Source organism: Streptomyces sp. Pv4-95, assembly GCF_045782725.1.
Taxonomy (GTDB): Bacteria; Actinomycetota; Actinomycetes; order Streptomycetales; family Streptomycetaceae; genus Streptomyces.
In genome coordinates, this window is the sequence record NZ_CP127172.1 from 3,696,913 (window position 1) to 3,721,932 (window position 25,020).

General features: G+C 70.7%; 22 protein-coding genes. 4 read left to right on the plus strand and 18 right to left on the minus strand.

Going from position 1 to position 25,020, the window contains the following annotated elements; all coding sequences use genetic code 11:
* Positions 1-194: 194 nt before the first annotated feature.
* From QOM21_RS16215 to QOM21_RS16230, 4 genes are all read right to left on the minus strand, one after another.
* A complete protein-coding gene (locus QOM21_RS16215) occupies positions 195-1,676 on the minus strand; it encodes a hypothetical protein (RefSeq protein WP_407550810.1) in 1,482 nt (493 codons plus the stop codon).
* Positions 1,677-1,740: 64 nt separating this feature from the next.
* Positions 1,741-2,709, minus strand: a complete 969-nt coding sequence (locus tag QOM21_RS16220; RefSeq protein ID WP_407550812.1) for an ABC transporter substrate-binding protein — start codon at positions 2,707-2,709, stop codon at positions 1,741-1,743.
* A gap of 430 nt (positions 2,710-3,139) precedes the next feature.
* A complete protein-coding gene (locus QOM21_RS16225; RefSeq protein WP_407550813.1) occupies positions 3,140-3,979 on the minus strand; it encodes an ABC transporter permease in 840 nt (279 codons plus the stop codon).
* A gap of 3 nt (positions 3,980-3,982) precedes the next feature.
* The gene (locus QOM21_RS16230; protein WP_407555697.1) at positions 3,983-4,705 is read right to left on the minus strand and encodes an ABC transporter permease; all 723 of its coding nucleotides are present in this window, start codon (positions 4,703-4,705) and stop codon (positions 3,983-3,985) included.
* 222 nt (positions 4,706-4,927) lie between these two features.
* On the opposite strand from QOM21_RS16230, the gene QOM21_RS16235 reads away from it, so the two are divergent.
* A complete protein-coding gene (locus QOM21_RS16235) occupies positions 4,928-6,163 on the plus strand; it encodes an ABC transporter ATP-binding protein (RefSeq protein ID WP_407550815.1) in 1,236 nt (411 codons plus the stop codon).
* 82 nt (positions 6,164-6,245) lie between these two features.
* On the opposite strand, the gene QOM21_RS16240 is transcribed toward QOM21_RS16235, so the two are convergent.
* The 6 genes from QOM21_RS16240 to QOM21_RS16265 all read right to left on the minus strand — a co-directional run bounded on the left by QOM21_RS16240 (position 6,246) and on the right by QOM21_RS16265 (position 11,759).
* Positions 6,246-6,728, minus strand: coding sequence for a DUF3180 domain-containing protein (locus QOM21_RS16240; protein ID WP_407550817.1), 483 nt, complete (start codon positions 6,726-6,728; stop codon positions 6,246-6,248).
* Positions 6,729-6,907: 179 nt separating this feature from the next.
* A complete protein-coding gene (gene folK, locus QOM21_RS16245) occupies positions 6,908-7,504 on the minus strand; it encodes a 2-amino-4-hydroxy-6-hydroxymethyldihydropteridine diphosphokinase (protein ID WP_407550819.1) in 597 nt (198 codons plus the stop codon).
* Positions 7,501-7,860: a dihydroneopterin aldolase gene (folB, locus tag QOM21_RS16250; protein ID WP_393896474.1), complete on the minus strand. Its 360-nt coding sequence runs from the start codon at positions 7,858-7,860 to the stop codon at positions 7,501-7,503. The genes folK and folB overlap by 4 nt, the downstream gene beginning before the upstream one ends.
* Before the next feature lie 413 nt (positions 7,861-8,273).
* Positions 8,274-8,771 carry a nuclear transport factor 2 family protein gene (locus QOM21_RS16255; protein WP_407550820.1) on the minus strand — a complete coding sequence of 166 codons (498 nt, stop codon included), beginning with the start codon at positions 8,769-8,771 and terminating at the stop codon, positions 8,274-8,276.
* Positions 8,772-8,776: 5 nt separating this feature from the next.
* A complete protein-coding gene (folP, locus tag QOM21_RS16260; protein ID WP_407550822.1) occupies positions 8,777-9,718 on the minus strand; it encodes a dihydropteroate synthase in 942 nt (313 codons plus the stop codon).
* Between the two features lie 190 nt (positions 9,719-9,908).
* Entirely contained in the window at positions 9,909-11,759 is a 1,851-nt protein-coding gene (locus tag QOM21_RS16265; protein ID WP_407550824.1) for a phosphatidylglycerol lysyltransferase domain-containing protein, read from the minus strand.
* Between the two features lie 141 nt (positions 11,760-11,900).
* On the opposite strand from QOM21_RS16265, the gene QOM21_RS16270 reads away from it, so the two are divergent.
* Entirely contained in the window at positions 11,901-13,016 is a 1,116-nt protein-coding gene (locus tag QOM21_RS16270) for an alpha/beta hydrolase (protein WP_407550825.1), read from the plus strand.
* Positions 13,017-13,216: 200 nt separating this feature from the next.
* Here the strand turns inward: QOM21_RS16270 and folE are convergent, their stop codons facing one another.
* From folE to dacB, 6 genes are all read right to left on the minus strand, one after another.
* Positions 13,217-13,822 (minus strand): GTP cyclohydrolase I FolE, encoded by a 606-nt coding sequence (folE, locus tag QOM21_RS16275; RefSeq protein ID WP_393896479.1) that lies wholly within the window; start codon positions 13,820-13,822, stop codon positions 13,217-13,219.
* 108 nt (positions 13,823-13,930) lie between these two features.
* Positions 13,931-15,940 (minus strand): ATP-dependent zinc metalloprotease FtsH, encoded by a 2,010-nt coding sequence (ftsH, locus tag QOM21_RS16280; RefSeq protein ID WP_407550827.1) that lies wholly within the window; start codon positions 15,938-15,940, stop codon positions 13,931-13,933.
* A 272-nt stretch (positions 15,941-16,212) separates the two neighbouring features.
* Positions 16,213-16,752, minus strand: coding sequence for a hypoxanthine phosphoribosyltransferase (gene hpt, locus QOM21_RS16285; RefSeq protein WP_393896572.1), 540 nt, complete (start codon positions 16,750-16,752; stop codon positions 16,213-16,215).
* Positions 16,753-16,847: 95 nt separating this feature from the next.
* Positions 16,848-17,855, minus strand: a complete 1,008-nt coding sequence (tilS, locus tag QOM21_RS16290) for a tRNA lysidine(34) synthetase TilS (protein WP_407550829.1) — start codon at positions 17,853-17,855, stop codon at positions 16,848-16,850.
* Between the two features lie 199 nt (positions 17,856-18,054).
* On the minus strand, positions 18,055-19,191 hold the full coding sequence (locus QOM21_RS16295) for a zinc-dependent metalloprotease (RefSeq protein ID WP_393896482.1): 1,137 nt from the start codon (positions 19,189-19,191) through the stop codon (positions 18,055-18,057).
* 121 nt (positions 19,192-19,312) lie between these two features.
* The gene (gene dacB, locus QOM21_RS16300; RefSeq protein WP_407550831.1) at positions 19,313-20,869 is read right to left on the minus strand and encodes a D-alanyl-D-alanine carboxypeptidase/D-alanyl-D-alanine-endopeptidase; all 1,557 of its coding nucleotides are present in this window, start codon (positions 20,867-20,869) and stop codon (positions 19,313-19,315) included.
* 86 nt (positions 20,870-20,955) lie between these two features.
* Here dacB and QOM21_RS16305 point away from each other — a divergent pair, with 86 nt between their 5' ends.
* Positions 20,956-21,450 carry an inorganic diphosphatase gene (locus QOM21_RS16305; RefSeq protein ID WP_108151010.1) on the plus strand — a complete coding sequence of 165 codons (495 nt, stop codon included), beginning with the start codon at positions 20,956-20,958 and terminating at the stop codon, positions 21,448-21,450.
* A gap of 161 nt (positions 21,451-21,611) precedes the next feature.
* Here the strand turns inward: QOM21_RS16305 and QOM21_RS16310 are convergent, their stop codons facing one another.
* Positions 21,612-23,327, minus strand: coding sequence for a threonine/serine exporter ThrE family protein (locus QOM21_RS16310; RefSeq protein ID WP_407555698.1), 1,716 nt, complete (start codon positions 23,325-23,327; stop codon positions 21,612-21,614).
* 356 nt (positions 23,328-23,683) lie between these two features.
* Positions 23,684-24,394 carry a DedA family protein gene (locus QOM21_RS16315; protein ID WP_407550833.1) on the minus strand — a complete coding sequence of 237 codons (711 nt, stop codon included), beginning with the start codon at positions 24,392-24,394 and terminating at the stop codon, positions 23,684-23,686.
* A gap of 260 nt (positions 24,395-24,654) precedes the next feature.
* Here QOM21_RS16315 and QOM21_RS16320 point away from each other — a divergent pair, with 260 nt between their 5' ends.
* Complete coding sequence (locus QOM21_RS16320) at positions 24,655-25,020, plus strand: YbjQ family protein (RefSeq protein ID WP_407550835.1); 366 nt, start codon at positions 24,655-24,657, stop codon at positions 25,018-25,020.

The window sequence follows — 25,020 nt, forward strand, 5'->3', positions numbered from 1 at the left end:
ACGACGACAGGGCCCTCGTAGCCGTCGACGGGCTGATCGAACCCGAACAACCGGCGAGCGGGACACCGGCGGCGAGCGCCACACGGGGGGCACGGCGACGGGTTCAGCCGATGCCCCACCGCTCCCCGGAACGCACTCGGCCGGGGCGGGGGCCACGCCCTCATCGGACCCGGCCCCGGCACCCCGGCCTGCGCCTAGGAAATCGCGCTGCGCAGCTCGGCGACGTCGAACTGCTCGGTCTCGTCGTGCGCGGTCAGGTCGATGACCGCTCCGACACCGTCGACTCGCCGGCTGTCGCCCGGCTCACCGTCGCCTGCCTCACCGTCCGCTGCCCCACCGTCAGCACCAGCGCCCTCATCTGCAGCACCGCCGACCGCAGCACCATCAGTCGCAGCACCGCCGACCGCAGCACCATCAGTCGCAGCACCGCCGGCCGCAGCTCCGCCGTCGGCATCACCGCCGTTCGCGGCGGCAGCGCTCACCGCGGCATCCTGACGCGGCGCCTCGGGGCTGTTCTCCGTGCGCCCCTGGGCAGAGGCTTCCGCCGCCAGGTGGGCGCGGGCCTGGGCGCGCGCCGACTGCTCGGCGAGGGCCTCGTCGCCGACGACATCGGCCAGATCGTCCTCCAGCGGGGACGTCAGCTGCCGCGGCTGCGAAGCCGCCACCGTGCCGAAGAAGTCGAAGCCGCCCAGGGCGCGGGAGGCAGTGGGGCGGTAGGGCGCGACGGCTGTCGCGGCGGCCGGGACCGGGCGCAGCGCGGGTGCCGCCTCGATGGCCCGACGGGCGTGACGAGCACCGCCCTGGGCGGGTGCGGCGGCCGCGTCGGCATTCCCCCGGTGCCTGTCCCCGTCCTGGCTGCCCTGCTCGTCGCCCGCCGCCTGGCTGCCCTGGGAACCGTCCCGCGGCGCCCGTGCGGCGTTGCGGGCGGTCTCACGCTGCTTGGCGGCGTTACGGGCCAGCTGCCGCAGGGCCTGATCCGCCTGCGCAAACGTGGCGTTCGCCGAAGCCGGCCCGCCGGTCGTCGGGCGCGCGCCCCGCGGAGCGGCGGAGTCGGCCGGAGCCCGTCCGCCCGGAACCCGGTCGGCCGAAGCTCCGTCGGCCGAAGGCCCGTCGGCCGGTGCGCCGCCCGTCTTGGTGGTCGTCGCGGTCGCCGTCGCGGTGGGTTCGTGCCGCGCCGGGCGGTGACCACCGGCGGCCGGCAGCGCCGCCCTTGCCGGGGCCGCGGCCTCGATCGCGAGGAGCCGGCGGCCTTCCAGGGCGGTGGCCCGCTCGGTCTCCGCGGTGGCGTAGCGGCGCAGCAGTTCGGCGTGCTCGCTGCGCAGCCGGGCCAATTCGGCGCGCTTGGCACGCAGTTTGGTGTCCAGCGCGGTACGGATCTCGCGGGATTCCTCGACGTCCGTTTCGAGCTCGGCTATCCGTTCCTCGGTGCGCCACTCGTCGCGCACCCGCGCGCGGGTGAGTTCGGCTACCCGCTTACCGGCCTTACGGTCCCAGGCCCGCAGAAGAACCGCGCCGGTGACCGCGGCACCCGCGGCGCCGGCAGCGAGCACGCGTTGCACCAGGTCGTCGCCGACGAGCCACGTGCTCGCGGCGCACGCGATCGACGCACCGGCGACCGTCGACGGAGGAAGCAGCCGGTGGAGGGGTGGTGAATGGCGGTGGCGTCCTCGTGGCATGGCCAGAAACTTACCGTGCGTGCGGGACCTATGGGGCCCCGCCCGCCAATCCGTTTCTCGGTGGTTACTTCTTCAGCAGCCCCTTGGACTCCAAATATGTCTGCGCGACATCCGCGGGCTTGAGGCGCTCGGCATCGACCTTGCGGTTCAAGTTGATCAAGTCCTGGGTCGTGAGCGTACGCGTGAGCCCGGCGAGGGCGGTCTCGATCTCCTTGTCACCGGCGCTCTTGGCATTCACCACCGGCAGCACATTGTCGGCGTTCTGCAGGTTCTTGTCGTCCTCCAGAAGCACCAGGCCGAAGCTGTCGAGGGTGGCGTCCGTGGTGGTGGTCAGCACCAGTTGGTCGGTGCCGTCCTTGACCGCCTGCTTCGCCGGCGGGGTGCCCACACCCTTCGGGTCGATGGCGGTGATGTCGATGCCGTATGTCTTCTCCAGGCCAGGCTTGCAGAACACCCGTGTCTCGCACTCCTCGCCCGAAGCGAGCCTGATCTTCTCCTTCGACCTGCCGAGGTCGGAGAGCGTCTTCAGCTTGTGCTGAGCGGCGAATTCCTTGGTGACCGCGAAGGCGTTCTGGTCCGTCGCCTCCCCCACCGCCAGCACCTTCAGACCGCGCGGTTCCGCCAGCTTCTTCAGCTCCGTCACCGTCTTGTCGATGTCGCTGGACGCCACCGGCTTCGCCTTGGCGCCGTTCTTCTTGGCGTTGAGAAATTCGGCGAGGGTGGAGGCGTATTCCGGAACGACATCGATCTGCCCCTTCTCCAGGGCCGGTTCATACAGCTCCCGATTGGCGAGCGTCTGCACACGCGCTTCGTAACCGGCGTTGTCGAGGAGCCTGGAATAGATCTCCGCGAGCACCTTCGACTCGGTGAAACCTGCCGAGCCGATGACGATCTCACCCTTCCCGCCGCCCTTGTTCTTGCCACCGCCCTTGGCTTCCAGGCTCTCGCCGCCGCATGCGGCAAGCCCGGCCGCCAGTGCGACGACTGTCCCCGCGACAAGCGCGGTGCGTGCCGCGCGCCTCTTGCTGCTCATGGAATTCACCAATCAGTTCGTTCGGATGGGGTCACGTGCTGGTGTGGGGCGGTTCCGCCGGCGGCTTCCGGGCCCGGAATCCCGAAGCCCGGGTCCAGTGGAAGAGTTGGGGGGTGAGTTGACGTATCCGATGGCGGTCTGTGGTCAGCCCTGCCGCACGGCGCACCGGCACCCGCGCCGTGCGGGCCACGACCGGGTGCCATGGCCGGTGGAGGACTGTGCGAGGCCCCTGCGTGATGTAGCTCGGCGTGATGCAGTTCAGTGCGATGAAGCTCGGTGCGTAAAAGTGCCGGTTCGTGACGATCGTGCTCGAAGGGCTCTGGTACGTGGCGCTCGTGCGTGAAGGGCTCGGTACGTGGCGCCGCGAGGGCTGCGTCCGGGCCGGGGCCTGTGGTCCGCCACGCAGCTTGGCAAGAGCCGCGGTGCCCCGTCAGCTCCGTTTCCCTAACGCGACCGCCTCGTCATCGCGCCCTGACCCCCCGGCCCCGAAGGCACCCGCCTCGGAAGCACCTGATCCGGTTCCGTTCGTGGCTTTCGCCCCCGGCCCCGCCCCGTCCGCTCGCCCCTCCCCCGGCCGCGCGCCCTTCGCCGTACGGGGGCTTCCCCGCCGCCCGCGCATCGGGTCGAACAGCCGGTCGGCCAGGACGAGGAGACCTTCGACCGTCAGCGCGAGCACGGCCACCAATACCGCGCCGGCAACCACCTGCGCGGTGTCGTAGTTGCCGAAGCCCGCGGTGATGATCCGCCCCAGTCCGCCGCCACCCGCGAGGGCGGCAAGCGTCGCCGTCGCCACGACCTGGACCGTCGCCGAACGCACCCCGGTCATGATCAGCGGATAGGCCAGGGGTATCTCGACACGCAGCAGGAGTTGGGGCCCCGACATGCCCATCCCGCGCGCCGCCTCGACCACATCGCGGTCCGCCTCCCGCATGCCCAGATAGGCGTTGGTCAGCAGCGGCGGCACCGCGAACAGCACCAGAGCGATGACCGTCGGCAGGTCCCCCTGCGTCCCCAGCGGGCTGAGCGTCAGCAGCACCAGGACCGCGAAGGTCGGAACGGCACGGCCCACGTTGGAGATGTTGACGGCCAGTGCTCCGCCCTTGCCCAGGTGCCCCAGCCAGAGCGCCGGCGGCAGGGCTATGAGGCAGGAGATGACCAGGCACAACGCGCTCAACTGGATATGTTCGCCGAGGCGGTGCCACACCCCCTTCTCGCCGGCCCAGTTGGCGGCGGTCGTCAGCCACTGCCAGGCACCCGTGATCGCGTCCATCCCTCAGGCCACCACCTTCGCCGTGCGGCCCTCGCGTCGCGCACGTGGCCCTGACCGCGACCGGCCCCGCGTCCAGGGCGTCAGCAGCCGCTGGAGCCCCATCAGCAGCAGGTCGGCCGCCAGGGCCAGCAGCACGCACAGCACGGACGCCGTGAGCACCTCGGCCTTGAAGAAGCCCTCCATGCCGCTGGCTATCAGATTTCCCAGACCGCCGTAGCCGACCACCGAGCCGATGGTCGTCATCGCCACCGTCGAGACCGTCGCGATCCGCAGCCCGGCAACCAACGCGGGCAGCGCGAGCGGGAGTTCCACCTCGAACAGCAGGCGCGCGGTGCCGTAGCCCATCCCCCGGGCCGCCTCCCGCACCTCGGTGGGCACCGCCTCCAGCCCGGCGAGGATGTTGCGCACCAGGATGGTCAGCGAATACATCACCAGGCCGGTGACCACCACCGAGGCCGAGACCCCGAAGAGCGGTGTCAGCAGCGCGAACATCGCCAGCGACGGCACGGTGTAGAGAACCGTCGTCAGCCCGAGGACCGCTCCCGCCGCGCCCCGCCAGCGCCGGGCGACCAGCGCGAGCGGAAAGGCGATCAGCAGCCCGATGACGACGGACACGGCCGTGATGCCGATGTGCTGGATGGTGGCGTCGACCAACTCCGTGCCGCGGGTGCGGACATACTCGGCGCAGATCCAGTCATTGGCCTGCAGACAGCCGGGCCCCGACACCTGCCCGCCGGCCTGCGCCTGCACCGCGACCGCCGCATCCGACACCGCCCGAACGGCGTCCGGCCCGCCCATCGATGCGCTCACCGTCCTCACTTCCCCCGCCCCGGTCGCTCACGATTTCGGTAACTCTCTGCGACCCTAACCCCCAGCACTGACAATCGACCCGGCCCGCAATCCACGCGCAACACCGCGTTCACGGCGGCCCGTCCACAATGGGGAACCATGATCCGCTTCGAGCACGTCACCAAGAGCTACCCCGACGGCACCACAGCCGTCGACGACCTCTCCTTCGAGGTCGCGAAGGGCGAACTGGTCACGCTCGTCGGTCCTTCGGGCTGTGGCAAGACCACGACCATGAAAATGGTGAACCGGCTCATCGAGCCGACCAGCGGCAGCATCCACCTCGACGGCGAGGACATATCCACCCTCGACCCCGTCGCACTGCGCCGCCGCATCGGCTACGTCATCCAGCAGGTCGGGCTGTTCCCGCACAAGACCGTGCTGGACAACACCGCCACGGTTCCGCACCTCCTGGGCCGGCGCCGCGACAAGGCCCGCGCCCGCGCCGCCGAACTCCTCGACCTGGTCGGCCTCGACCCGTCGACGTACGGCGACCGCTACCCCGACCAGCTCTCCGGAGGGCAGCGCCAACGCGTCGGTGTCGCCCGCGCGCTGGCCGCGGACCCGCCCGTGCTGCTGATGGACGAGCCGTTCGGCGCGGTCGACCCTGTCGTGCGCGAGCACCTCCAGAACGAGTTCCTGCGGCTCCAGTCCACGCTGCACAAGACGGTTCTCTTCGTCACCCACGACATCGAGGAAGCGGTCCGCCTCGGCGACCGCATCGCCGTCTACGGCGCCGGCCGCATCGAGCAGTTCGACACTCCCGCAGCGGTGCTGGGCGCCCCGGCGACCCCGTACACCGCCGCGTTCGTCGGCGCGGACCGCGGCCTCAAGAGGCTCTCCGTCACCCCCGTCGAACGCGACGACCTCGAACTGCCCCCGGTGGTCCACCTCGACGACGCCGCGAGCGACGCGGCCGCCCGGCTGTCCGCCGACGGCGCGTCCTGGGCCGTCGTCCTCGACGCCGCCGAGTCGCTCCACGGCTGGGTCTCCGCGGCCACGCTCCAAGGGGCCGGCGACGGCATCGACTCCGATACCGGCGACAACCGGGCCGAAATACCCCACAGCGCCACGAAGGGCGACCCACAAGCCGCCGCGGTCCGTGACGTCGCCCGGCGGATGGACGCTTGGCTCCCACTCGGCGCCCCGCTCAAGCAGGCATTCAGCACGCTGCTACAGCACGACGCAGGCTGGGTGGCCGTCCTCGACGAGAGCGAACGCTTCCTCGGCGTCCTCACCCCGACCCGGCTGCACGCCGCGCTACGCCGCTCCACCACCGCGGACGCGGCGAACGTCGCGCGCGGGGAGGTTTCGCTCGACACCGTCCCCGGCCTCTGACGGAGAGCCGGCCGCGGGACGAGACCACCGCGGGGCACGGAGGGGATGCCGAGCCACCGCCCGCGCCTCACCCTCCGTGGCGCTACGCCGCCGTCGCGCCCGCGTCGTCCTCGTCGTCCGGCAGCTTGCAGACCCGCTCCAGGAAGATCGCGGCGGCGACCACCGCGGCTCCGGCGAGCACCGAGAGTCCGGCATAGATCGCCTGGTCACGACGGGGTTCGACCTCGATGCCCGAGGCCAGCAGGAAGACGCCGACACCGCCGTACAGGCCGGCCACCAGCGACGCCACCAGGGCGCTCGCCTGCCCGAAGACCACCGCGCGGGCCGCCACCAGCGGATCCACGCCCTTCGCCTCCGGCCTGCGCTCGCGCTGCGCGCGCAGCCGCGACCGCATGGAGAACGCGGTGGCGGCCAGCACGGCGGCGATCACCGCCAGCACGATCGGGGCCGCCACCGGCACGCCCGGCAGGGTGCCCAGGGAGTCCCACAGCCGGGCGCCCGCCCAGGCGAGCACACCGGCCACCAGAAACAGCCCGACCAGCACCTTGATGTGTAGCTGCTTCACCGAGCGATCGCCCCTCGCACCGTCATGACTGTCCTGCCGTCCTGGGCCACTGTCCTCATGGCCGCCCTGTCCGTTCCGTACGTATCCATGCCGCAACGGACCGGTTCATAGGCATCCATGCCATACGGGACCATTCCCTACGCAGCACACCGCAGGCAACCGACCCGTACCCCTAACGACTACTCCGGCAGCCGCAGTTCCAGGTCGGCGCGCTCCGTCACACCCTCACGACCGACCGCCGCGAGCAGCTCGGCGACCTCGCCGCGCCCCGGAAGCTCGGCCTCCGGGTCGATGTCGAACCAGGGCACGAGGACGAACGCGCGCTCATGGGCACGCGGATGCGGCAGCGTCAGCTGCGGGTCGTCGGATACCACGTCCTGATAGGCCAGGATGTCGACATCGATCGTGCGCGGACCCCAGCGCTCGTCGCGCACCCGCTCGAAGGCTTCCTCGATCGCGTGCCCGCGCTCCAGGAGGGAGGCCGGCGGCAGCGTCGTCTTGATCAGCACCACGGCGTTGAAATAGGAGGGCTGCGAGCCCGCCTCGACGCCCCACGGCTCGGTCTCGTAGACCGGGGAGACCGCCTTGACCCGCAGGCCGGGCGTGTCCTCCAGCGCGTCGACGGCGCCCTGCAGCGTCTCCAGGCGGTTGCCGAGGTTGCTGCCGAGCGAGATCACGGCGCGTTTGGGGTTGGAGAGCGTCACATCCGCGGCGTCCACTCGCTCCACGACGGAGGCGGGCACCGGCTGTACGGTCGGGTCGCTGCTGGTGTTCATACTCGGCTCCGGGTGATGGTGATGGTCACGTCGTCGAAGGGCACGGTGATCGGGGCATCCGGCTTGTGCACCACCACCTCCACCTCCTGCACGCCCTCGTTCTTCAGGCACTGTGCGGCGATCCGCTCGGCGAGGGTCTCGATGAGGTCGACCGGCTCCCCCTCGACGACGGCCACCACCTCCTCGGCCACGACGCCGTAGTGCACGGTCTTCGCGAGATCGTCCGTCGCCGCTGCCGGCCGGGTGTCCAGGCCCAGCACGAGGTCCACGATGAAGGTCTGGCCCTCCTCGCGCTCACGGGGAAACACCCCGTGGTGCCCTCGGGCCTTCAGCCCGCGCAGCGCGACACGATCCACGCGAATCACTCCCACTGGTCCACTGGCACCTCTGGCGCCACTGCTGATCGGATTCCGGCGCGCGCGCCGGACTTCTCCGGCAACACCGCCCTGTCGTCGAATCTACCTGCGAGCACTGACAGTGCTCCCCCACGGGGGCTATGGACAAGCCCCCGTACTGCTGCTAGACGACCGGGGAGGTCATCCGCGCGGCCTCTTACCCCTGCCCCCGCGCCCCACCCCTACCCCCGCCGGACTTGGCTCGAACGGGTGCGCCTCGGCCACCCCGCTGACGCCCACCGTTTACGCCGGCCGGCGGCCTCCGCCGGAGACGGCCGGCGCCGGCTCCGCGCAGGTGGATCCGCTCACAGGGGCGCGCCTCGGCCTCCCCTAAAGGGGGCGGAACGGGCCGCGCTCGCGCGGCCCGCCCACGCTCAGACCCCGCCGGGCGCCCCTCCGCCTACCGGGCCGTCGTCGTCGCCGTCCTCGTCGTCATCGCCGTCTTCCTCGTCGTCGCGGTCCGCCAGCACCGGCGAGCCGTGGTGCGACCACACCCGCCAGCCGTCCTCCGTCCGCCGGAAGACATTGGTCGCCACGACCAGCTGGCCGATGAGCGGCCCCACCGAGCCGTCCTCCTCGGCCGGTCCGCCGCTGAGGATGTTCTCGGTGCAGGTCACCAGCGCCGTGTCGCCGACGACGTCGATCTCCACATCCGTCAGGAAGAACTGGATGTACTCGGTGTTCGCCATGATCAGGGCGTACGAGCGGAGTACCTCACCGCGCCCGCGCAACACCGGCCACCCCGGGTGGACGACGCTCACCTCGCCGTCCAGCCACAGCTCGGACAGCGCCTCGTGATCGCCTTGCTCGATGGTCTCGTACAGGGTCGTGTTCGCCTGCTCGACCAGCTCGATGTCCGTCCGTGGGCCCAAGCCGCTCACACCGTTCCCGTCGCGTTCGCCGTCATATCGCTCGTTTCTGCCGTATTGCCCGTGGGGCGGGAATCAGTCGTACCGGCCGTACGGCCCGCTTCCTCCACGGCGCGCGCCACCCGCACCGCATCCGCGCTCGCCCTGACCTCGTGCACCCGCACCGCCCAGGCCCCCTCTCGCGCCACCATCGCCGACACCGCTGCCGTCGCGGCGTCCCGCTCCCGGGCCGGCGGCGGGGTGGCTCCCTCGTCCCCTGCCAGCACCCTGCCCAGGAAGCGTTTCCTCGATGCGGCCACCAGCAACGGCCTGCCCAGCGCCCGCAGCCGCGCCAATTGCGCGACCAGCGCCAGATCGTGCGCGGCGCCCTTGGCGAAGCCGAGCCCCGGGTCGATGACGATCCGCGCCGGGTCGACGCCGCCGGACACGGCCCGGTCCATGCTCTGCCCGAGCTCGTCGACGACCTCCGCGACCACGTCGGCGTAGACGGCGCGGTCGTTCATGTCGACGGACTGACCGCGCCAGTGCATCACCACGAACGGCACGTGGGAGGCGGCCACCATCGGCACCATCGCCGGGTCCGCGTTGCCCGCGCTCACGTCGTTGACCAGCCGGGCCCCGGCCTCCACGGCCCGCTCGGCGACCGACGCGCGCATCGTGTCGACGGAGACCACGACACCGGCCGCGGCCAGCTCGCGCACCACCGGGACGACCCGGCGCAGCTCCTCGGCCTCGTCCACCCGTGCGGCGCCCGGGCGGGTCGACTCACCGCCCACGTCCACCACGTCGGCCCCCTGGGCCACGAGGTCGAGCCCGTGCTTGACGGCCAGCTCGGTGTCGAACCACTGACCCCCGTCGGAGAACGAATCAGGCGTGACGTTCACCACGCCCATCACCGCGCAGCGGTCCCAGTCCGGCAGTCCGGCCACCCGGCCACGCAAGGTACTCATGGCACCAGCCTAGGCCGTGTTCCGACTGGCCGGATTGCGGCCACCTGCAGCGGCGAGGCGCCCCCGTACCGGACGGCGGCCGGCGGGCCGGTCCGGGCACGGCGGCCCGCCACGGGGGCCGGACGGGCCGCTGGGTCGGCAGGCTTCGCGGCAGGCTTCCGGGGCGCGTACGACACTCCTTCCCCGGCCCTCAGGCGGCCTTCTCGATCGCTGTCGCCCTGGGGTCCACGGGTGCCGGGCCGTGCGCGCACGGCCGGAGTTCGGCGGGGCGCCCGCGGCGCAGCACGCGCGGCAGACGCAGCTCCAGATAGCCCTCCGCCTGCAGTGCGGCCAGGCCGATCCGCGGGATGTCGCGGCTGTTGCGGAAGACGACGAAGCGGGGCTCCCAACGTGGCCGGAACTTGTCGTTGAACTTGTACAGCGACTCGATCTGGTACCAGCGGGAGAGGAAGATCAGCATGCCGCGCCAGACCCGGAGGACCGGTCCCGCGCCGAGCTTCTCGCCGCGCTCCAGCGAGGAGCGGAACACCGCGAAGTTCAGCGACACCTGTTTGACACTCAGATCCGGAGCCGCCTGCAGAGCGGCCACGATCAGCAGTTCGTTCATCCCCGGGTCGGCGGCACGGTCGCGGCGCATCAGCTCCAGGGAGATCCCGGTATCGCCCCACGGCACGAAGTGCTGCATCGCCTTCAAGTCCCCGTAGGGTCCGGCCTCCTCCCCCTCGGCGGGCGCACGATGCGCCGTCGCGATCACCGCGTCGCCGTCGTCCACGGCGTCGATGCGGCCCAGCGCCATGGAGAAGCCGCGTTCGGTGTCGGTGTCCCGCCAGGCGTTCGCGGCCTGCTGGATCAGCTCCAGCTCCGCGGGCTCCAGATCGCGCACCCGCCGCACCCGGGTCACGTACCCGTTGCGTTCGATGCGCTTGACCATCTGCCGTACGTTGCGCATCGCCCGGCCGGAGAGGGTGAAGTCGGCGACCTCCACGATCGCCTCGTCGCCCAGCTCCAGCGCGTCCATGCCGGTCTCCCGGGTCCACACCTGGCCACCGGTCTCACTGCAGCCGGTCACCGCCGGCGTCCAGGAGTGCGCCCGGGCCTCCTCCATGAAGCGCTCGATGGCCCCAGGCCAGGCCTCGACGTCACCGATCGGATCGCCGCTGGCCAGCATCACACCGGAGATCACCCGGTAGCAGACGGCGGCCTTGCCGGTCGGCGAGAAGACCACGCCCTTGTCGCGGCGGAGCGCGAAATAGCCGAGCGAATCCCGGGCGCCGTGCCTGTCGAGCAGCTCCCGCAGCCGCCGCTCGTCGTCGTCGGTCAGCCGGGCCGCCGGGTGTTCCGGCCGGAAGGCGAGGTAGGCGGTGGTGGCGACGGTCAGCAGGCCGAGCGCGCCGAGGGAGTAGCCGACGGTGTAGTCGACGCGGTGGGTGTAGCCGACCGGGCCCTCGAAGCCGAACAGGCCCCACAGCACGTGCTGCGCCCGGGCCCAGACGGACGGCGAGCCGATGGTCTTGTGGGGGTGGGAGCTGACGACGACCATGCCGATGACGAAGCTCACACCGCCGAGGACGACGAGATTCGCCACCGCCTTCCAGCGGCTCCGGGGGTCCGGGAGGGCGGCGAACTCACGGCGGTGCCACACCAGGAACACCAGCAGCCCGAGCGAGAGCGCCGCCCCGAGAACGGAGTGGCGGTAGACGAGCTGAGCGGCGATACCCACCGGCAGCAGCGCCACCGCCGCCACCCACGCGCGCCGCTTGCGCCGCTTCAGACCGTGGGCCAGCAGCAGAAGCAGGATGCCGACGACGATGGAGGCGGCCGCCGCCAGCGGGCTCACGGCGCCGGGCAGCACCTCCGCCATGGCATGCATGCGGCTGTGCCGGAATCGCGGGAAGACACCGGCCGCGAGGTTCAGCAGGCCGACGACCGCGCCGGCCGTCCCGACGCGCCGCGGCACCGATTCCGGCCGCGGACCACGGAGCCGGCGTGGCGTTCGCCACGCAACCCGCTCCGGCTTTTCGTCATCTTGCCTGTCAGACATCACTTTCCCGTCGCCCCGGTCGAGAGAACATGCGAGCCTTGTCGCAACATCTGGACTTTTTGCGCCCTGTATGACGGCGTTTCAGGGCTCGGGGTTCCCTTAGCGGCACGGATGGGCCGGCCGCCCGGAAGAAAGCACCACATGGGTCTCACCAGCAAGAAAGTGCTGCTTCTTGCCGTCGTCATCGCAGTAGCACTGTTCATCCTCACCATTTGGCTCTGGCCTCGCCTGTCCAAGGGAAACTGGCGCGCCGTTCTGGGCCGGATCGGTCTGCTGCTGGCCACCCAGATCTCCCTTTTCGCTTCGATCGGCCTTTTCGCCAACCATTCCTTCGGGTTCTACGCCTCCTGGGCCGACCTGTTCGGTCAGGAACAGGCGCCCGGCGTGGTCACCGACTACGAGAGCGGCCCGAACGGCACCAAGCTGAAGATGCTGGGCACCCAGCGCGTCAGCGTTCAGGGCGGCTCCGAGCCCGAGGTCGGCGGGCGGATCGACAAGGTCCTGGTCCGCGGCGAGACGTCGAAGATCAACAGCCCGGCGTATGTCTACCTGCCGCCGCAGTACTTCCAGCCGGAGTACGCGCACCGGAAGTTCCCGGCAGCCGTGGTCCTCACCGGCTACCCCGGCACCGCCGAGGCCCTCTACAAGAAGCTGCACTTCCCGCAGACGCAGCACGAGCTCGTCAAGCAGCACAAGACCCAGCCGACCGTGCTGGTGATGATGCGCCCGACCGTCGCACCGCCCCGTGACACGGAGTGCATGGACATACCGCGCGGTCCGCAGACCGAGACCTTCTTCACCCGTGACCTGCGCACGGACATTTCCACGCACTACCGCATAGGGACCGAGGCCAAGAGCTGGGGCATCATCGGCGACTCCACCGGCGGCTACTGCGCGCTGAAGATGACCATGCGCCACCCCGAGGCGTACTCCACCGCCGTCGGCCTCTCCGCCAACTACCGGGCGCCGCTCGACGCCACCACCGGCGATCTGTTCGGCGGTGACCGGCAGCTGGAGCGCGAGAACAACCTGCTGTGGCGCCAGCAGCACCTGCCCGCTCCGCCGGTGAACCTCCTGGTCACGAGCAGCAAGCAGGGGGAGCCGAACTACCGGCACACGCTGAGGTTCATCGAGCAGACGAAGTCGCCCTCGCGCGTCGCGTCGATCATCCTCGACAGCGGCGGCCACAACTTCAACACCTGGCGCCGGGAGATCCCCGCCGCCATGGACTGGCTCGGAGACCACCTCAAGGTCTGACAAGGGCCTCCCGAGGGCCCACGCGGCGGCTCTGAGGGCCTGTGCACGTCCCGGAAGGCCCGGAGCGCGCCCTGCCGGCAACACGCCCCCGCACGGCGACGCGCCCTCTCACAGCGATACGGCGCACGAGCACTCCCGCACGCCGTATTCAGTCCTTCCCGTCGCCGCACCGCCTCCCTGGGCAGGTGCGGCGCCATGGCTCAGCGGCCGATGATCAGGCTCATCGCCTCGGAACGGGTCGCGGCGTCCCGCAGCTGACCGCGGACCGCCGAGGTCAGGGTCTTGGCGCCGGGCTTGCGGATACCGCGCATCGACATGCACATGTGCTCGCACTCGATGACGACGATCACGCCGCGGGGCTCCAGGATCTGCATCAGGGAGTCGGCGATCTGCGTGGTGAGCCGCTCCTGGACCTGCGGGCGGCGGGCGTAGACGTCCACCAGGCGGGCGAGCTTCGACAGGCCGGTGATCTTTCCGTCGGTGGACGGGATGTAGCCGACATGCGCGACGCCGTGGAACGGGACCAGGTGGTGCTCACAGGTGGAGTACACCTCGATGTCCCTGACCAGCACCATTTCGTCATGGCCTATGTCGAATGTGGTGGTCAGGACGTCCTTCGGCTCCTGCCAGAGGCCCGAGAAGATCTCCTTGTACGCCCTCGCCACCCGGGCCGGCGTCTCCTGCAGCCCTTCGCGGTCCGGGTCCTCACCGACGGCGAGGAGCAGCTCGCGCACGGCTTTCTCGGCGCGCTTCTCGTCGAATACGCCGATGGTGCCGTCGCCGGCCAGCGTCACAGGGTCCGTCATGAGGTGCCTCGTTCCTTCTGCGCCCGCACGAATCGCGGAATGCCGCGCCCCCCAGGCTAAAACCTGGGGGGCGCGGCATTCATTCCGGGGCCGGGAAGAACTCCGGGATCAGCTCTCCGAGCGAGGTTCCTCGGGGGCTTCCGTCTTCTCCGTGGAGACGGTCGCGGTCGTCACGGAGCCATTGGCAGGAGCCAGCTCCTTGGGCGACAGCACCGGCGGCCGGGTCGACGGGGTACGACGCGAGGAGCCGGTCCACGCCGGGCGGGCCGGGCGCTTCACGATGTGCTTGAAGACCTCGGCGATCTCTTCCTTGCCCAGGGTCTCCTTCTCCAGGAGCGTCAGCACGAGGTTGTCGAGGACATCGCGGTTCTCGACCAGGATCTCCCACGCCTCGTTGTGCGCGGTCTCGATGAGGGCCTTGACCTCCTCATCGACCAGCGCGGCGACCTCTTCCGAGTAGTCGCGCTGGTGACCCATCTCGCGGCCCAGGAAGGGCTCGGAGTTGTCGGTGCCGAACTTGATCGCGCCGAGCCGCTCCGTCATGCCGTACTGCGTGACCATCGCGCGGGCCGTTGCGGTGGCCTTCTCGATGTCGTTCGCAGCGCCCGTGGTCGGGTCGTGGAAGACCAGCTCCTCCGCCGCGCGCCCGCCCAGCATGTATGCCAGCTGGTCGAGCATCTCGTTGCGGGTGGTGGAGTACTTGTCCTCGTCGGGCAGGACCATGGTGTAGCCCAGGGCCCGGCCGCGGGACAAGATCGTGATCTTGTGCACCGGGTCGGAGTTCGGTGAAGCCGCCGCGACCAGGGCGTGTCCGCCCTCGTGGTACGCGGTGATCTTCTTCTCCTTCTCGGACATGATCCGGGTCCGCTTCTGCGGTCCGGCCACGACACGGTCGATCGCCTCGTCCAGGAAGTGATTGTTGATCAGCTTCGCGTCGCTACGAGCCGTCAGCAGAGCGGCTTCGTTGAGGACGTTGGACAGGTCGGCACCGGTGAAGCCGGGGGTGCGCTTGGCGACGGCCGTGAGGTCGACGTCCGGGGCGACCGGCTTGCCCTTCTGGTGGACCTTGAGGATCTCCAGACGGCCCTGCATGTCCGGGCGGTCGACGGCGATCTGCCGGTCGAAGCGGCCGGGGCGCAGCAGCGCCGGGTCGAGGATGTCCGGACGGTTCGTGGCGGCGATGAGGATCACGCCGCCCTTCACGTCGAAGCCGTCCATCTCGACCAGGAGCTGGTTGAGGGTCTGCTCACGCTCGTCGTGGCCACCACCGAGACCGGCACCGCGGTGCCGGCCGACGGCGTCGATCTCGTCGACGAAGACGATGGCCGGGGCGTTCGCCTTGGCCTGCTCGAAGAGGTCACGCACGCGGGAGGCACCGACACCGACGAACATCTCGACGAAGTCGGAACCGGAGATCGAGTAGAACGGGACGCCGGCCTCACCGGCGACGGCGCGGGCGAGCAGCGTCTTACCCGTTCCGGGCGGGCCGTACAGCAGCACGCCCTTGGGAATCTTGGCGCCGACGGCCTGGAACTTCGCCGGCTCCTGGAGGAACTCCTTGATCTCGTGGAGTTCCTCGACCGCCTCGTCGGCCCCCGCGACGTCGGTGAACGTCGTCTTGGGGGTGTCCTTGGTGATCAGCTTCGCCTTCGACTTCCCGAAGTTCATCACCCGGGAGCCGCCGCCCTGCATCTGATTCATCAGGAACAGGAAGACGACCACGATGAGGACGAAGGGGAGCAGCGACAGCAGCACACCGACGAACGGGTTCTGCTTCGACGGGGAGACGGTGTACCCGTCCTTGATCTCGCCGGTCTGGTATTTGGCCTGCAGGTTCTTCGCCAGATCGACGCCTTGGTCGCCGATGTAGCTCGCCTGGATCTTGTTGGAACCATCGATCTTGTTGTCGCCCGACAACTCGACCTTGATCTTGTTCTCGTCACCGGTCGTCAGCTCGGCGGATTTCACCTTGTTGTCAGCGATCGCCTTGACGACCTGACCGGTGTCCACCGTCTTGTAGCCGCCGGACGAGCCGACGACCTGCATCAACACGACCACGGCGAGGACGGCCAGCACGATCCACATGACCGGCCCACGGAAGTATCGCTTCACGTCCATCCATACGGAGCCGCTGAGGCCCCGTCCCTCCTGCCACAGTGAGGCACAACAGCCCTGTGGAGAGCTGGTCGTGCGTACGGTGTATTACTGGCCCGAAAAAGGACTGCCTTCGGACGGTACCCCAGCATTGTCACCCGACGACGCCGCCCACGGTTAACAATCCCGCGTTCCCCTGCTCCAACGGCGGGAAACCCCGGTGGGTTCCCGTCCGGAGCAGGAGTTCGGTCCGGGCCCTCGTCCGGCCACGGCGGCCGGCGAGCGGGTGGTGCTCCTCAGCCGCCGTAGACGTGCGGCGCGAGGGTGCCGACGAACGGCAGATTGCGGTACTTCTCCGCGAAGTCCAGGCCGTAGCCGACGACGAACTCGTTGGGGATGTCGAAGCCGATCCACTTCACGTCGATGGCGACCTTGGCCGCCTCCGGCTTGCGCAGCAGGGTGCAGACCTCAAGGGAGGCCGGCTCGCGCGAGCCGAGGTTGGACAGCAGCCACGACAGCGTCAGGCCGGAGTCGATGATGTCCTCGACGATCAGGACGTGCTTGCCCTTGATGTCGGTGTCGAGGTCCTTGAGGATGCGGACCACGCCGGAGGACTGGGTGCCCGCGCCATAGGAGGACACGGCCATCCAGTCCATCGTGACGGGGGTGGACAGCGCGCGCGCCAGATCCGCCATCACCATCACGGCGCCCTTCAGGACGCCGACGATGAGCAGGTCCTTGCCCGCGTACTCCGCGTCGATCTTCGCGGCCAGCTCGCCCAGCTTCGCGTCGATCTCTTCTTTGGTGATGAGTACCGACTGAAGGTCGGAGCCCATGTCCTTGTCGTCCACCCGTGCCACTCTCACTCGGTTCGGTGTTCATGTCAGTCGTGAGACTCATGAAGCGGGGCGTCGCCTCGGTGTCCCGCGACTCAGCCCTGCCGAATGACCAGTCTGCCACCCTGCCGTCGCACACCTACTCGCCCGGGGAGGTTGATGGCTCCCTGCCCCCGCCAGGCGGTGATCAGCCGGTCGACTTCTTCGATGTGGCGGGCGAAGAGCGAACCGGCCGGCGCGCCCGCACTGATGGCGGCCCTGCGCAGCACCCGGCGGCGCACCGCGGGGGGCAGTGCGAAGAGCGCGGCGACGTCGAGGGAGCCGCTGTCGTCGAGCACGTTGCCCTCGGCGTCGGCCGCCCAGGCGTCCAGGGCGTCGGCGTCGTCACGGGAGAGCTGGGCGGTGCGGGCGAGCGCCTCGACGACCCCTTTGCCGAGCGCTTTCTCCAGTGCGGGCAGCCCTTCGTGGCGCAGGCGCGAGCGGGTGTAGGCGGGGTCGGTGTTGTGCGGGTCGTCCCAGACGGGCAGCGCCTGGATGAGACATGCCTTGCGGGCGGTCTGGCGGTCCACGTCCAGGAAGGGGCGGCGGTAGCGGCCGTCCCGTCCGGCGGTCGCGGCCATACCGGAGAGCGAGCGGGTGCCGGAACCGCGGGCGAGACCGAGCAGGACGGTCTCCGCCTGGTCGTCGCGGGTGTGGCCGAGCAGGACCGCGGCGGCGCCGTGCTGTTCGGCCACGGCGTCGAGGGCGGCGTAGCGGGCGTCGCGGGCCGCGGCTTCCGGGCCGCCGTCCCGGCCGACGCGTACGGCGACGGTCTCGACGGGGTCCAGCCGCAGGGCCCGCAGCCGGAGCGCGACCTCGGCGGCACGGAGGTCGGAGCCCTCCTGGAGGCCGTGGTCGATGGTGACGCCCCCGGCGCGGACGCCCAGCTTCGGGGCCTCGAAGGCGAGGGCGGAGGCGAGCGCCATGGAGTCGGCGCCGCCGGAGCAGGCGACGAGCACGAGGGGGGAGTCGTGCCGGTCCTGCGCACAGTGGTGGTTCAGTACGTCGTGGAGTACGCGGCGGACCGCCAGGCGTATCGCGGCGACCGCTGGATGGGGACCCATGTCCGTTTCCAATCGTTCAGCTGGGGAGCCTCGGGCCGTGGACGGAAATCGTCACACAGAGTGCCTAGATGGTGACAGAGGCGAGCGGTTCCCCGAGCATTGCACGCCTATCCATGGGCCACGGTCCCTCAGACGGGTGATAGAAGGGGCGCGCTTCTGCCGAGCGGCGTGCCCAGCACACGCCGCTCGCCTACGGTGCCTACTCCGCCTTGCGGTGCACCCGCGCGACCCAGTCCGCCGGTTTGGCGATCTCCTGTTTGGTGGGGAGGGTGTTCGGCGACGTCCAGACGCGGTTGAAACCGTCCATGCCGACCTCGTCGACGACGGCGCTGACGAACCGCTCGCCGTCGCGGTACTGGCGCAGCTTGGCGTCCAGGCCGAGCAGTTTGCGCAGGGCCTGGTCGAGCCGGCCCGCGCCGCTGGCCCGGCGCTTTTGGAACTTCTCGCGGATCTCGGCGACGGACGGCACGACGTCGGGCCCGACGCCGTCCATCACGAAGTCGGCATGGCCTTCGAGCAGCGACATCACGGCGGTGAGGCGGCCGAGGATCTCGCGCTGGGCGGGCGTCTGGACGATGTCGACGAGCGAGCGGCCGCCCTCTTCGCCCTCCTCGCCCTCCGGCTTGGCACCGGCCAGCGACTGGGCGGCCTCGCGCAGCCGCTCCAGCAGGGTGCCGGGGTCGATGTCGGTCTCGCCGAGGAACGACTGGATCTCGCCCTCGATGTGGTCGCGCAGCCACGGGACGGCGGTGAACTGGGTGCGGTGGGTCTCCTCGTGCAGGCACACCCACAGCCGGAAGTCGTGCGGGTCGACCTCCAGTTCCCGCTCGACGTGCACGACGTTCGGCGCGACGAGCAGCAGGCGGCCGCCCTGGGCCGCGGCGGGCAGATCCCGGGAGGCGGGGGCGAACGTCTCGTACTGGCCGAGTACCCGGGAGGACAGGAACGACAGCAGCATGCCCAGTTCGACGCCGGTCACCTTGCCGCCGACCGCGCCGAGCACGGCGCCACCGGGGGTGGAGGAGCGACGGTCCTCCATCTTGGCCAGCAGCGGCTTGAGGACGGCCCGGAAGCCGGCGACATTGGCCTTGATCCAGCCGGGCCGGTCCACGACGAGGACCGGTGTGTCATGCGGCGCCTCGCCCTCCGTGCCGGGCTGCGCCATCCGCGTGAACGCGCGGACGTGTTCCTCGGAGGACTTGGCGTGCTTGCGCAGCTCGGCGACGATCGCCCGCGCCTCGTCCCGGCTCACCTCTGGACCCGGCCGTACAAACCGGGTCGCGGTCGCAACCGCGAGATTCCAGTCGACCATCTCCGCACCACCGATGCTCGTCATGAGTTCACGGTACGTGGGCGGTCCGCTCGGGGGTAGCCGACCAGGCGGATCGCGCACGGTCCGCGTACGACACCGGCGCGGCGTGGCGCGCGCCGCCCGGCCGGAACCCTGCGGACACGGCCTAGCGGCACCCGCAGTTCGCCACCGCCGAGGCGAGCTTGTCGAGGGCCCGTTGGGCGCCCTGCGGGTCCGTGGTGCCGCTCGTCATGAAGGCGAAGACCAGCAGCCGACCGTCGGCGTCGACGACGCTCCCGGCCAGCGTGTTCACGCCGGTGAGGGTGCCGGTCTTGGCGCGCACCGCGCCCGCGCCCGCCGTCTCGTCGGCATAACGGCCCCGGAGCGTGCCCGTGAAGGCGGCCACCGGCAGGCCGGTGACGACCGGTCGCAGGCCGGGGTGGTCCGGTGCGGAGGCGCGCAGCAGGAGCTGCGAGAGCAGGGCCGCGGAGACCCGGTCGTCGCGGTCCAGGCCGCTGCCGTCGTCGAAGACGGCGCCGTCAAGCGGCAGCTGCTGCGCCGCGAGAGCCTTGTGGACGGCCTCGCCCGCGCCGGCGAAGCTGGCCGGCTTCCCGGTGGCGAGCGCCGTCTGCCGGGCGAGCCCTTCGGCGATGTCGTTGTCGCTGTAGGTGAGCATCCGTTCGACGAGGGCGGAGAGCGGCAGGGAGCGGACCCGGGCGACGCGGTCGGCCTTCTTCTGGGCCTTGGCTCCCTCGGGCTTACCGTCGACGTCGATGCCGCGCTCGCGCAGCAGTCCGGCGAAGGCGCGGGCGGCGGCTCCCGCCGGGTCGGCGTCGCGCGGCGCGGTGCCGTGCTCGCTGTCGTCGAGGCGGGCCTCGTCGGCCATCAGGGCGCTGACGGGAGCGATGTTCTCGTTCACGCCGATGGGGTGCCGGGCCGGCCCCGAGTACGCCGAGTTGTCGAACCCGAGCGTGATCTTGGTGTTCCGGCTCTTCTTGAGGACGCGGGCGGTGTCGTCGGCCAGGGCGCGCAGGCTCGCGGGCTGCTCTCCGGCTCCCGGTTGCGTCGCGCGGGCGGTGAGGGTCGGGTCCCCGCCACCGACCAGGACGACGCGGTCCTCGCCGTCGCGTACGACCGTGGTGTCGATGCGGTGGTCCGCGCCGAGGACGGACAGAGCGGCCACGGCGGTGGCGAGCTTGACCGTCGACGCGGGGGTGGCGGCCTCCTTCTGCTTGGCCCCGAAGACCTCGCGCCCTGCCGCGACGTCCACGACGGACGCGGTGCGCAGGGGGCCTAGCGCGGGGTCCTTGAGCAGCGGCGCGAGGGCGTCGGCCAGGCCGGCTCCGGTGGGGACGGGCGCGGCGCCACGGCCGGAGGCACCGTGCCCCGGCCCGCCGAGCGCGGGCAGCACGGGCGGTGCGCTGGGCACGGGCCCTGCGCGACCCGGGCTCCCCGGGCTGCCGTGATGCTCACCACCTGTGCCCGCTTCCGCGGCCGCTCGGGCTCGCTCGGCCGTACGCTGACCCGAGTCCCACGGACCGGTCGCCGCCACCGCGACGACCGCGACCGTCAGCCCGGTGGCGGCGGACACCGCTGTCAGCCGCCAGGTCTGCCTCGTACTGCCCGGTGCGGACCGCCACGCGAGCAGCGCAGCATCCGCCGCCGCCCGCGCGGATTGCTGCGCCGACTGCCATCTGACCTGCCATGTTCTGGTCTCCGGCACCTCGGACCAGCCCCTTTCGCCACCACACACCTGCGTGGGGGACACTTAATCACCAGACGTATGTGTTGATCATGGAGGAGCCACCCGTGGAGTTCGACGTCACCATCGAGATCCCGAAGGGTTCGCGGAACAAGTACGAGGTGGACCACGAGACCGGTCGGATCCGCCTGGACCGTCGACTCTTCACCTCGACCAGTTACCCGGCCGACTACGGTTTTGTCGAGAACACCCTGGGCGAGGACGGCGACCCGCTGGACGCCCTGGTCATCCTGGACGAGCCGACTTTCCCCGGCTGCCTCATCAAGTGCCGCGCCATCGGCATGTTCCGGATGACGGACGAGGCCGGCGGCGACGACAAGCTGCTGTGCGTGCCGGCGTCCGACCCGCGTGTGGAGCACCTTCGGGACATCCACCACGTGTCGGAGTTCGACCGCCTGGAGATCCAGCACTTCTTCGAGGTCTACAAGGACCTGGAGCCCGGCAAGTCCGTCGAGGGCGCCAACTGGGTCGGCCGCACCGAGGCCGAGGCCGAGATCGAGGCCTCGTACAAGCGCCTCGAGGCGCAGGGCGGCGCGCACTGACCCAGCGGTTCCGCGGCGGTCCGCACTGATCGCCGCGCGCTGAGTCGCGCACACCTCGCGCACTACGATTTTCGTACGCGAACGGGCGGCACCCACTTGGGGGTGCCGCCCGTTCGCGTGTCGCGGCCGGTGGGCCGGGCGGGTGTCGGTGCGGACACCCCCTAGAACCCTCGGGTGCGCTTGGCGGCGCGGCGACCGCCGGCCAACTCGACGCCCGGAGCCCGCAGGAACAGCCGTGCGACCTCGCTTCCGAGGTTGACCCCGACGGCGATGGCGAGCGCCAGCGAGACCGCCTTGATCAGCGACGAGATGCCGTCGAGCAGGTTGCCCTGGGCGAAGTTGAGCAGCCCGAAGTACGTGGCACTACCCGGCAGCAGCGGGCCGATGGCCGCGGTGACGTAGGGCAGCGCCGAGGCGTAGCGGTAGCGGGAGAGCAACTGGCCGAAGAGGCCGACCAGGCCGGCCGCGATGGCGGTGGCGGGCACCGCGTTGAGCCCGGCGACGTTGTCGAGGGCGCCGTAGACGACCCAGGCGACACCGCCGTTCAACGTCGCGAAGGCCACGGTGTGACGTTCCTGCTGGAGCAGTACGCAGAACGCCAGCGCCAGCAGCATCGAGGCGCCGATCTGCACCAGCGGCTCGTTGTACGCCGCCAGCGCCTGCTCCGGGTTGAGCCGCTGCAGCCCGGGATTCAGCTGGAGGCCGATGTAGAGCACGCTGAGCACGCCGACGACGATGCCGACGATGAGGTAGCCGACCTCCAGCAGACGGGCGGCCGCGGTGATGTAGTAGCCGGTCAGGCCGTCCTGGACGCCGGCGACCAGCGCCCGCCCCGGGATCAGGGCGAACAGCCCACCGGTGATCACCGCGGACGCCTGCACATTGGCGTGCAGCAGGCCGAAGGCGACGCCCATCGCGGCCGGCGGCATCGCCGCGACCACGAACTGGTAGAACTCCGGCAGCCCGCGGCCGGACGCGAGCCAGGCGAGCCGGTCGCCCAGCATCGAGCCGACCGCCGCGGCGATGAAGACCAGCAGCCCGCCGCCGACCAGCATGCTCGCGCCGCCGGAGAGGAGCCCGGAGGCGAGCGTCAGCCCCCAGCTGGGGTACGGGTGACGGTTACGGCGGATCTCGGCGAGACCGCGGTAGGCCTCTTCGAGGGTGATGCCCTCGGAGGTGATCTCGTCGACGAGCCGGAACACCGCGGAGAGGCGGTTGTAGTCGACGCCGCGGCGCCGGACGGTCCTGCTGGCCGTGACCGGGTCGTCGACCAGCGACGGCTGGTAGGAGATCGAGAGCAGCGTGAAGGTGACGGTCGGCTCGACCCGCTCCAGCGCGTAGGCGTGCGCGACACCGAACATCGCGGCCTCGACGTCCTCGGCCCCCTCACCGCCGGCCAGCAGGATCTCGCCGATACGCAGGGTGAGGTCGAGCACGCGCGGTACCGCGGGCCCCGACTCGTCGGTGCGCTCGACCCGCTCGGGAACCGGCCGCTCCCCGATCGGCATCCGGAGCATGGTGCGCATCCGGTCCTGCCAGGGGACTTCCTTGGTGAGACTGACGATCGGGATGCCGTGCGGCGGGGTGAAGGCGAAGCCCGCGGTGGTCGAGCCGGTCTGGCTCGGCTGCGGCGTCTGGCCCGTGGTGCCCGCGGGGGCCGTGAACGCCGAGCCCTCCTGCTCGGTCGACGTCTCCGGGCGCAGCCCTTCGGGCAGCGCGAATTCGGAGGTGGGGTGCTCTTCCTCGGGCACGGGGGGATACGGCACGCCCAGTGGCGGGGTGAAGGCGCTGTGGGCCTCGTCCGACTGGGACTTGCGTTCTTCGGGGGTGCCGGCCGGGTCCGAGGAACCCTCGCCGGGCTTACCGGTGTTGCTGATGGCGCTGCTGCCGTTCTTCGCGCTCTTCGAGCCTTTGCTGGGGGACTTCTGGTCGTTCGTGCCGTTGGTGCCGCGCTGGCCGCGCTTTGGATCCGACGCCACGTCTCCTCGCTCCTCGTACGCCTCCTGCCGACCGTCAAGGACACGATGCCCGATGACCGATCGCCGCGCTTGCTCGGGGCGCGCGTTTTCCGGTGCGGCGTTCTGCCGCCCGAGCCGGGCGGGGAACACCGATGACACGGTCCGTCGTGTGCCCTGGAGAGACGCCTGTGACACGCGGCCGCAGGCGGGGCGGAGACAGGGGGGTGACGGTGAGGGTGGTGAGAGGCAGGGAGCGCGGGAGGCGGGCCCCGGCGTCAGCGCTTGGCGTGCCGCCCGCGGCGGCCGTCGGCAGGGCTCTGCGGCCGCTCGACCGCCGGGTCCACCGGGCGGGCCGCGGCCTCCTTCTTGGACTTGCCGCGCGATCGGAGGTACTCGATGGCGATCGGCACCACGGAGATCAGCACGATCAGGATCAGGATGGCTTCGATGTTCTTGTGGACGAACTCGATGTTGCCCAGAGACGCGCCGAGCAGCGTCACACCGGCGCCCCACAGGGTGCCGCCGATGACGTTGAAGGTGATGAAGGAGCGGTAGTTCATCCGGCTCACGCCCGCGATGATCGGCGTGAACGTCCGCACGATCGGGACGAAGCGGGCCAGGATCAGCGACTTCGGGCCGTGCTTCTCGAAGAACTCGTGCGCCTTCTCGACGTTCTCCTGCTTGAAGAGCTTGGAGTCCGGGCGGGTGAAGAGCGCGGGGCCCACCTTGCGGCCGAAGAGATAGCCCGCCTGGTCGCCCAGGACCGCGGCCAGCACGATCAGGGCGCACACCAGCCACAGCGGCTTGTCCAGCTTGTTCGTCGTCACCAGCAGACCGGTGGTGAACAGGAGCGAGTCGCCCGGCAGGAAGAATCCGATCAGCAGGCCGGACTCCGCGAAGACGATGACCAGCACGCCGATCAGGCCGAACGTCGCGATCAGGTAGTCCGGGTCCAGCCACTGGGGGCCGAGCGCGAGAGTATTCACGGGGTGAAGGCTCCTGGGTCGAGGGCGCCGGATCGTGCGGTGCGACGGGTGCAGGCGCAGTGTGCGGCCCAAAGCTATCAACGCCGGGCGACGCGCCATGGTTCCAGTCGGCTCCCGCGCCGTGGCAGCTGCGCGGGTGTCGTACGCCACTCGGGCGTGCCCCGGCCCGCTCCCCGCCTGCCGGGCGACGCCACCCGCTCGCCGCCGGCCGCTGGCCGGGCCCGCCGGTCCGGGTGATCCTGGCGCCAAGGAGGTGCGCCATGAGCATCGAGGACTACGGCGGCGGGCAGTCCCGGTCCGACGTCCTGGTGGTGACCACGAACGACGTACCCGGCCATGCGGTCCAGCAGGTGATCGGAGAGGTCTTCGGCCTCACGGTGCGCTCCCGGCACGTCGGCAGCCAGATCGGCGCGGGCCTGAAGTCGATGATCGGCGGGGAGCTGAAGGGCCTGACCAAGACGCTGGTGGAGACCCGCAACCAGGCGATGGACCGGCTCGTCGAGCAGGCCCGCTCGCGCGGTGCGAACGCGGTGCTGATGTTCCGCTTCGACGTCACCGAGGCGGCCGACATCGGCACCGAGGTGTGCGCCTACGGCACGGCCGTGGTGATCGCCCCCAAGAGCTGA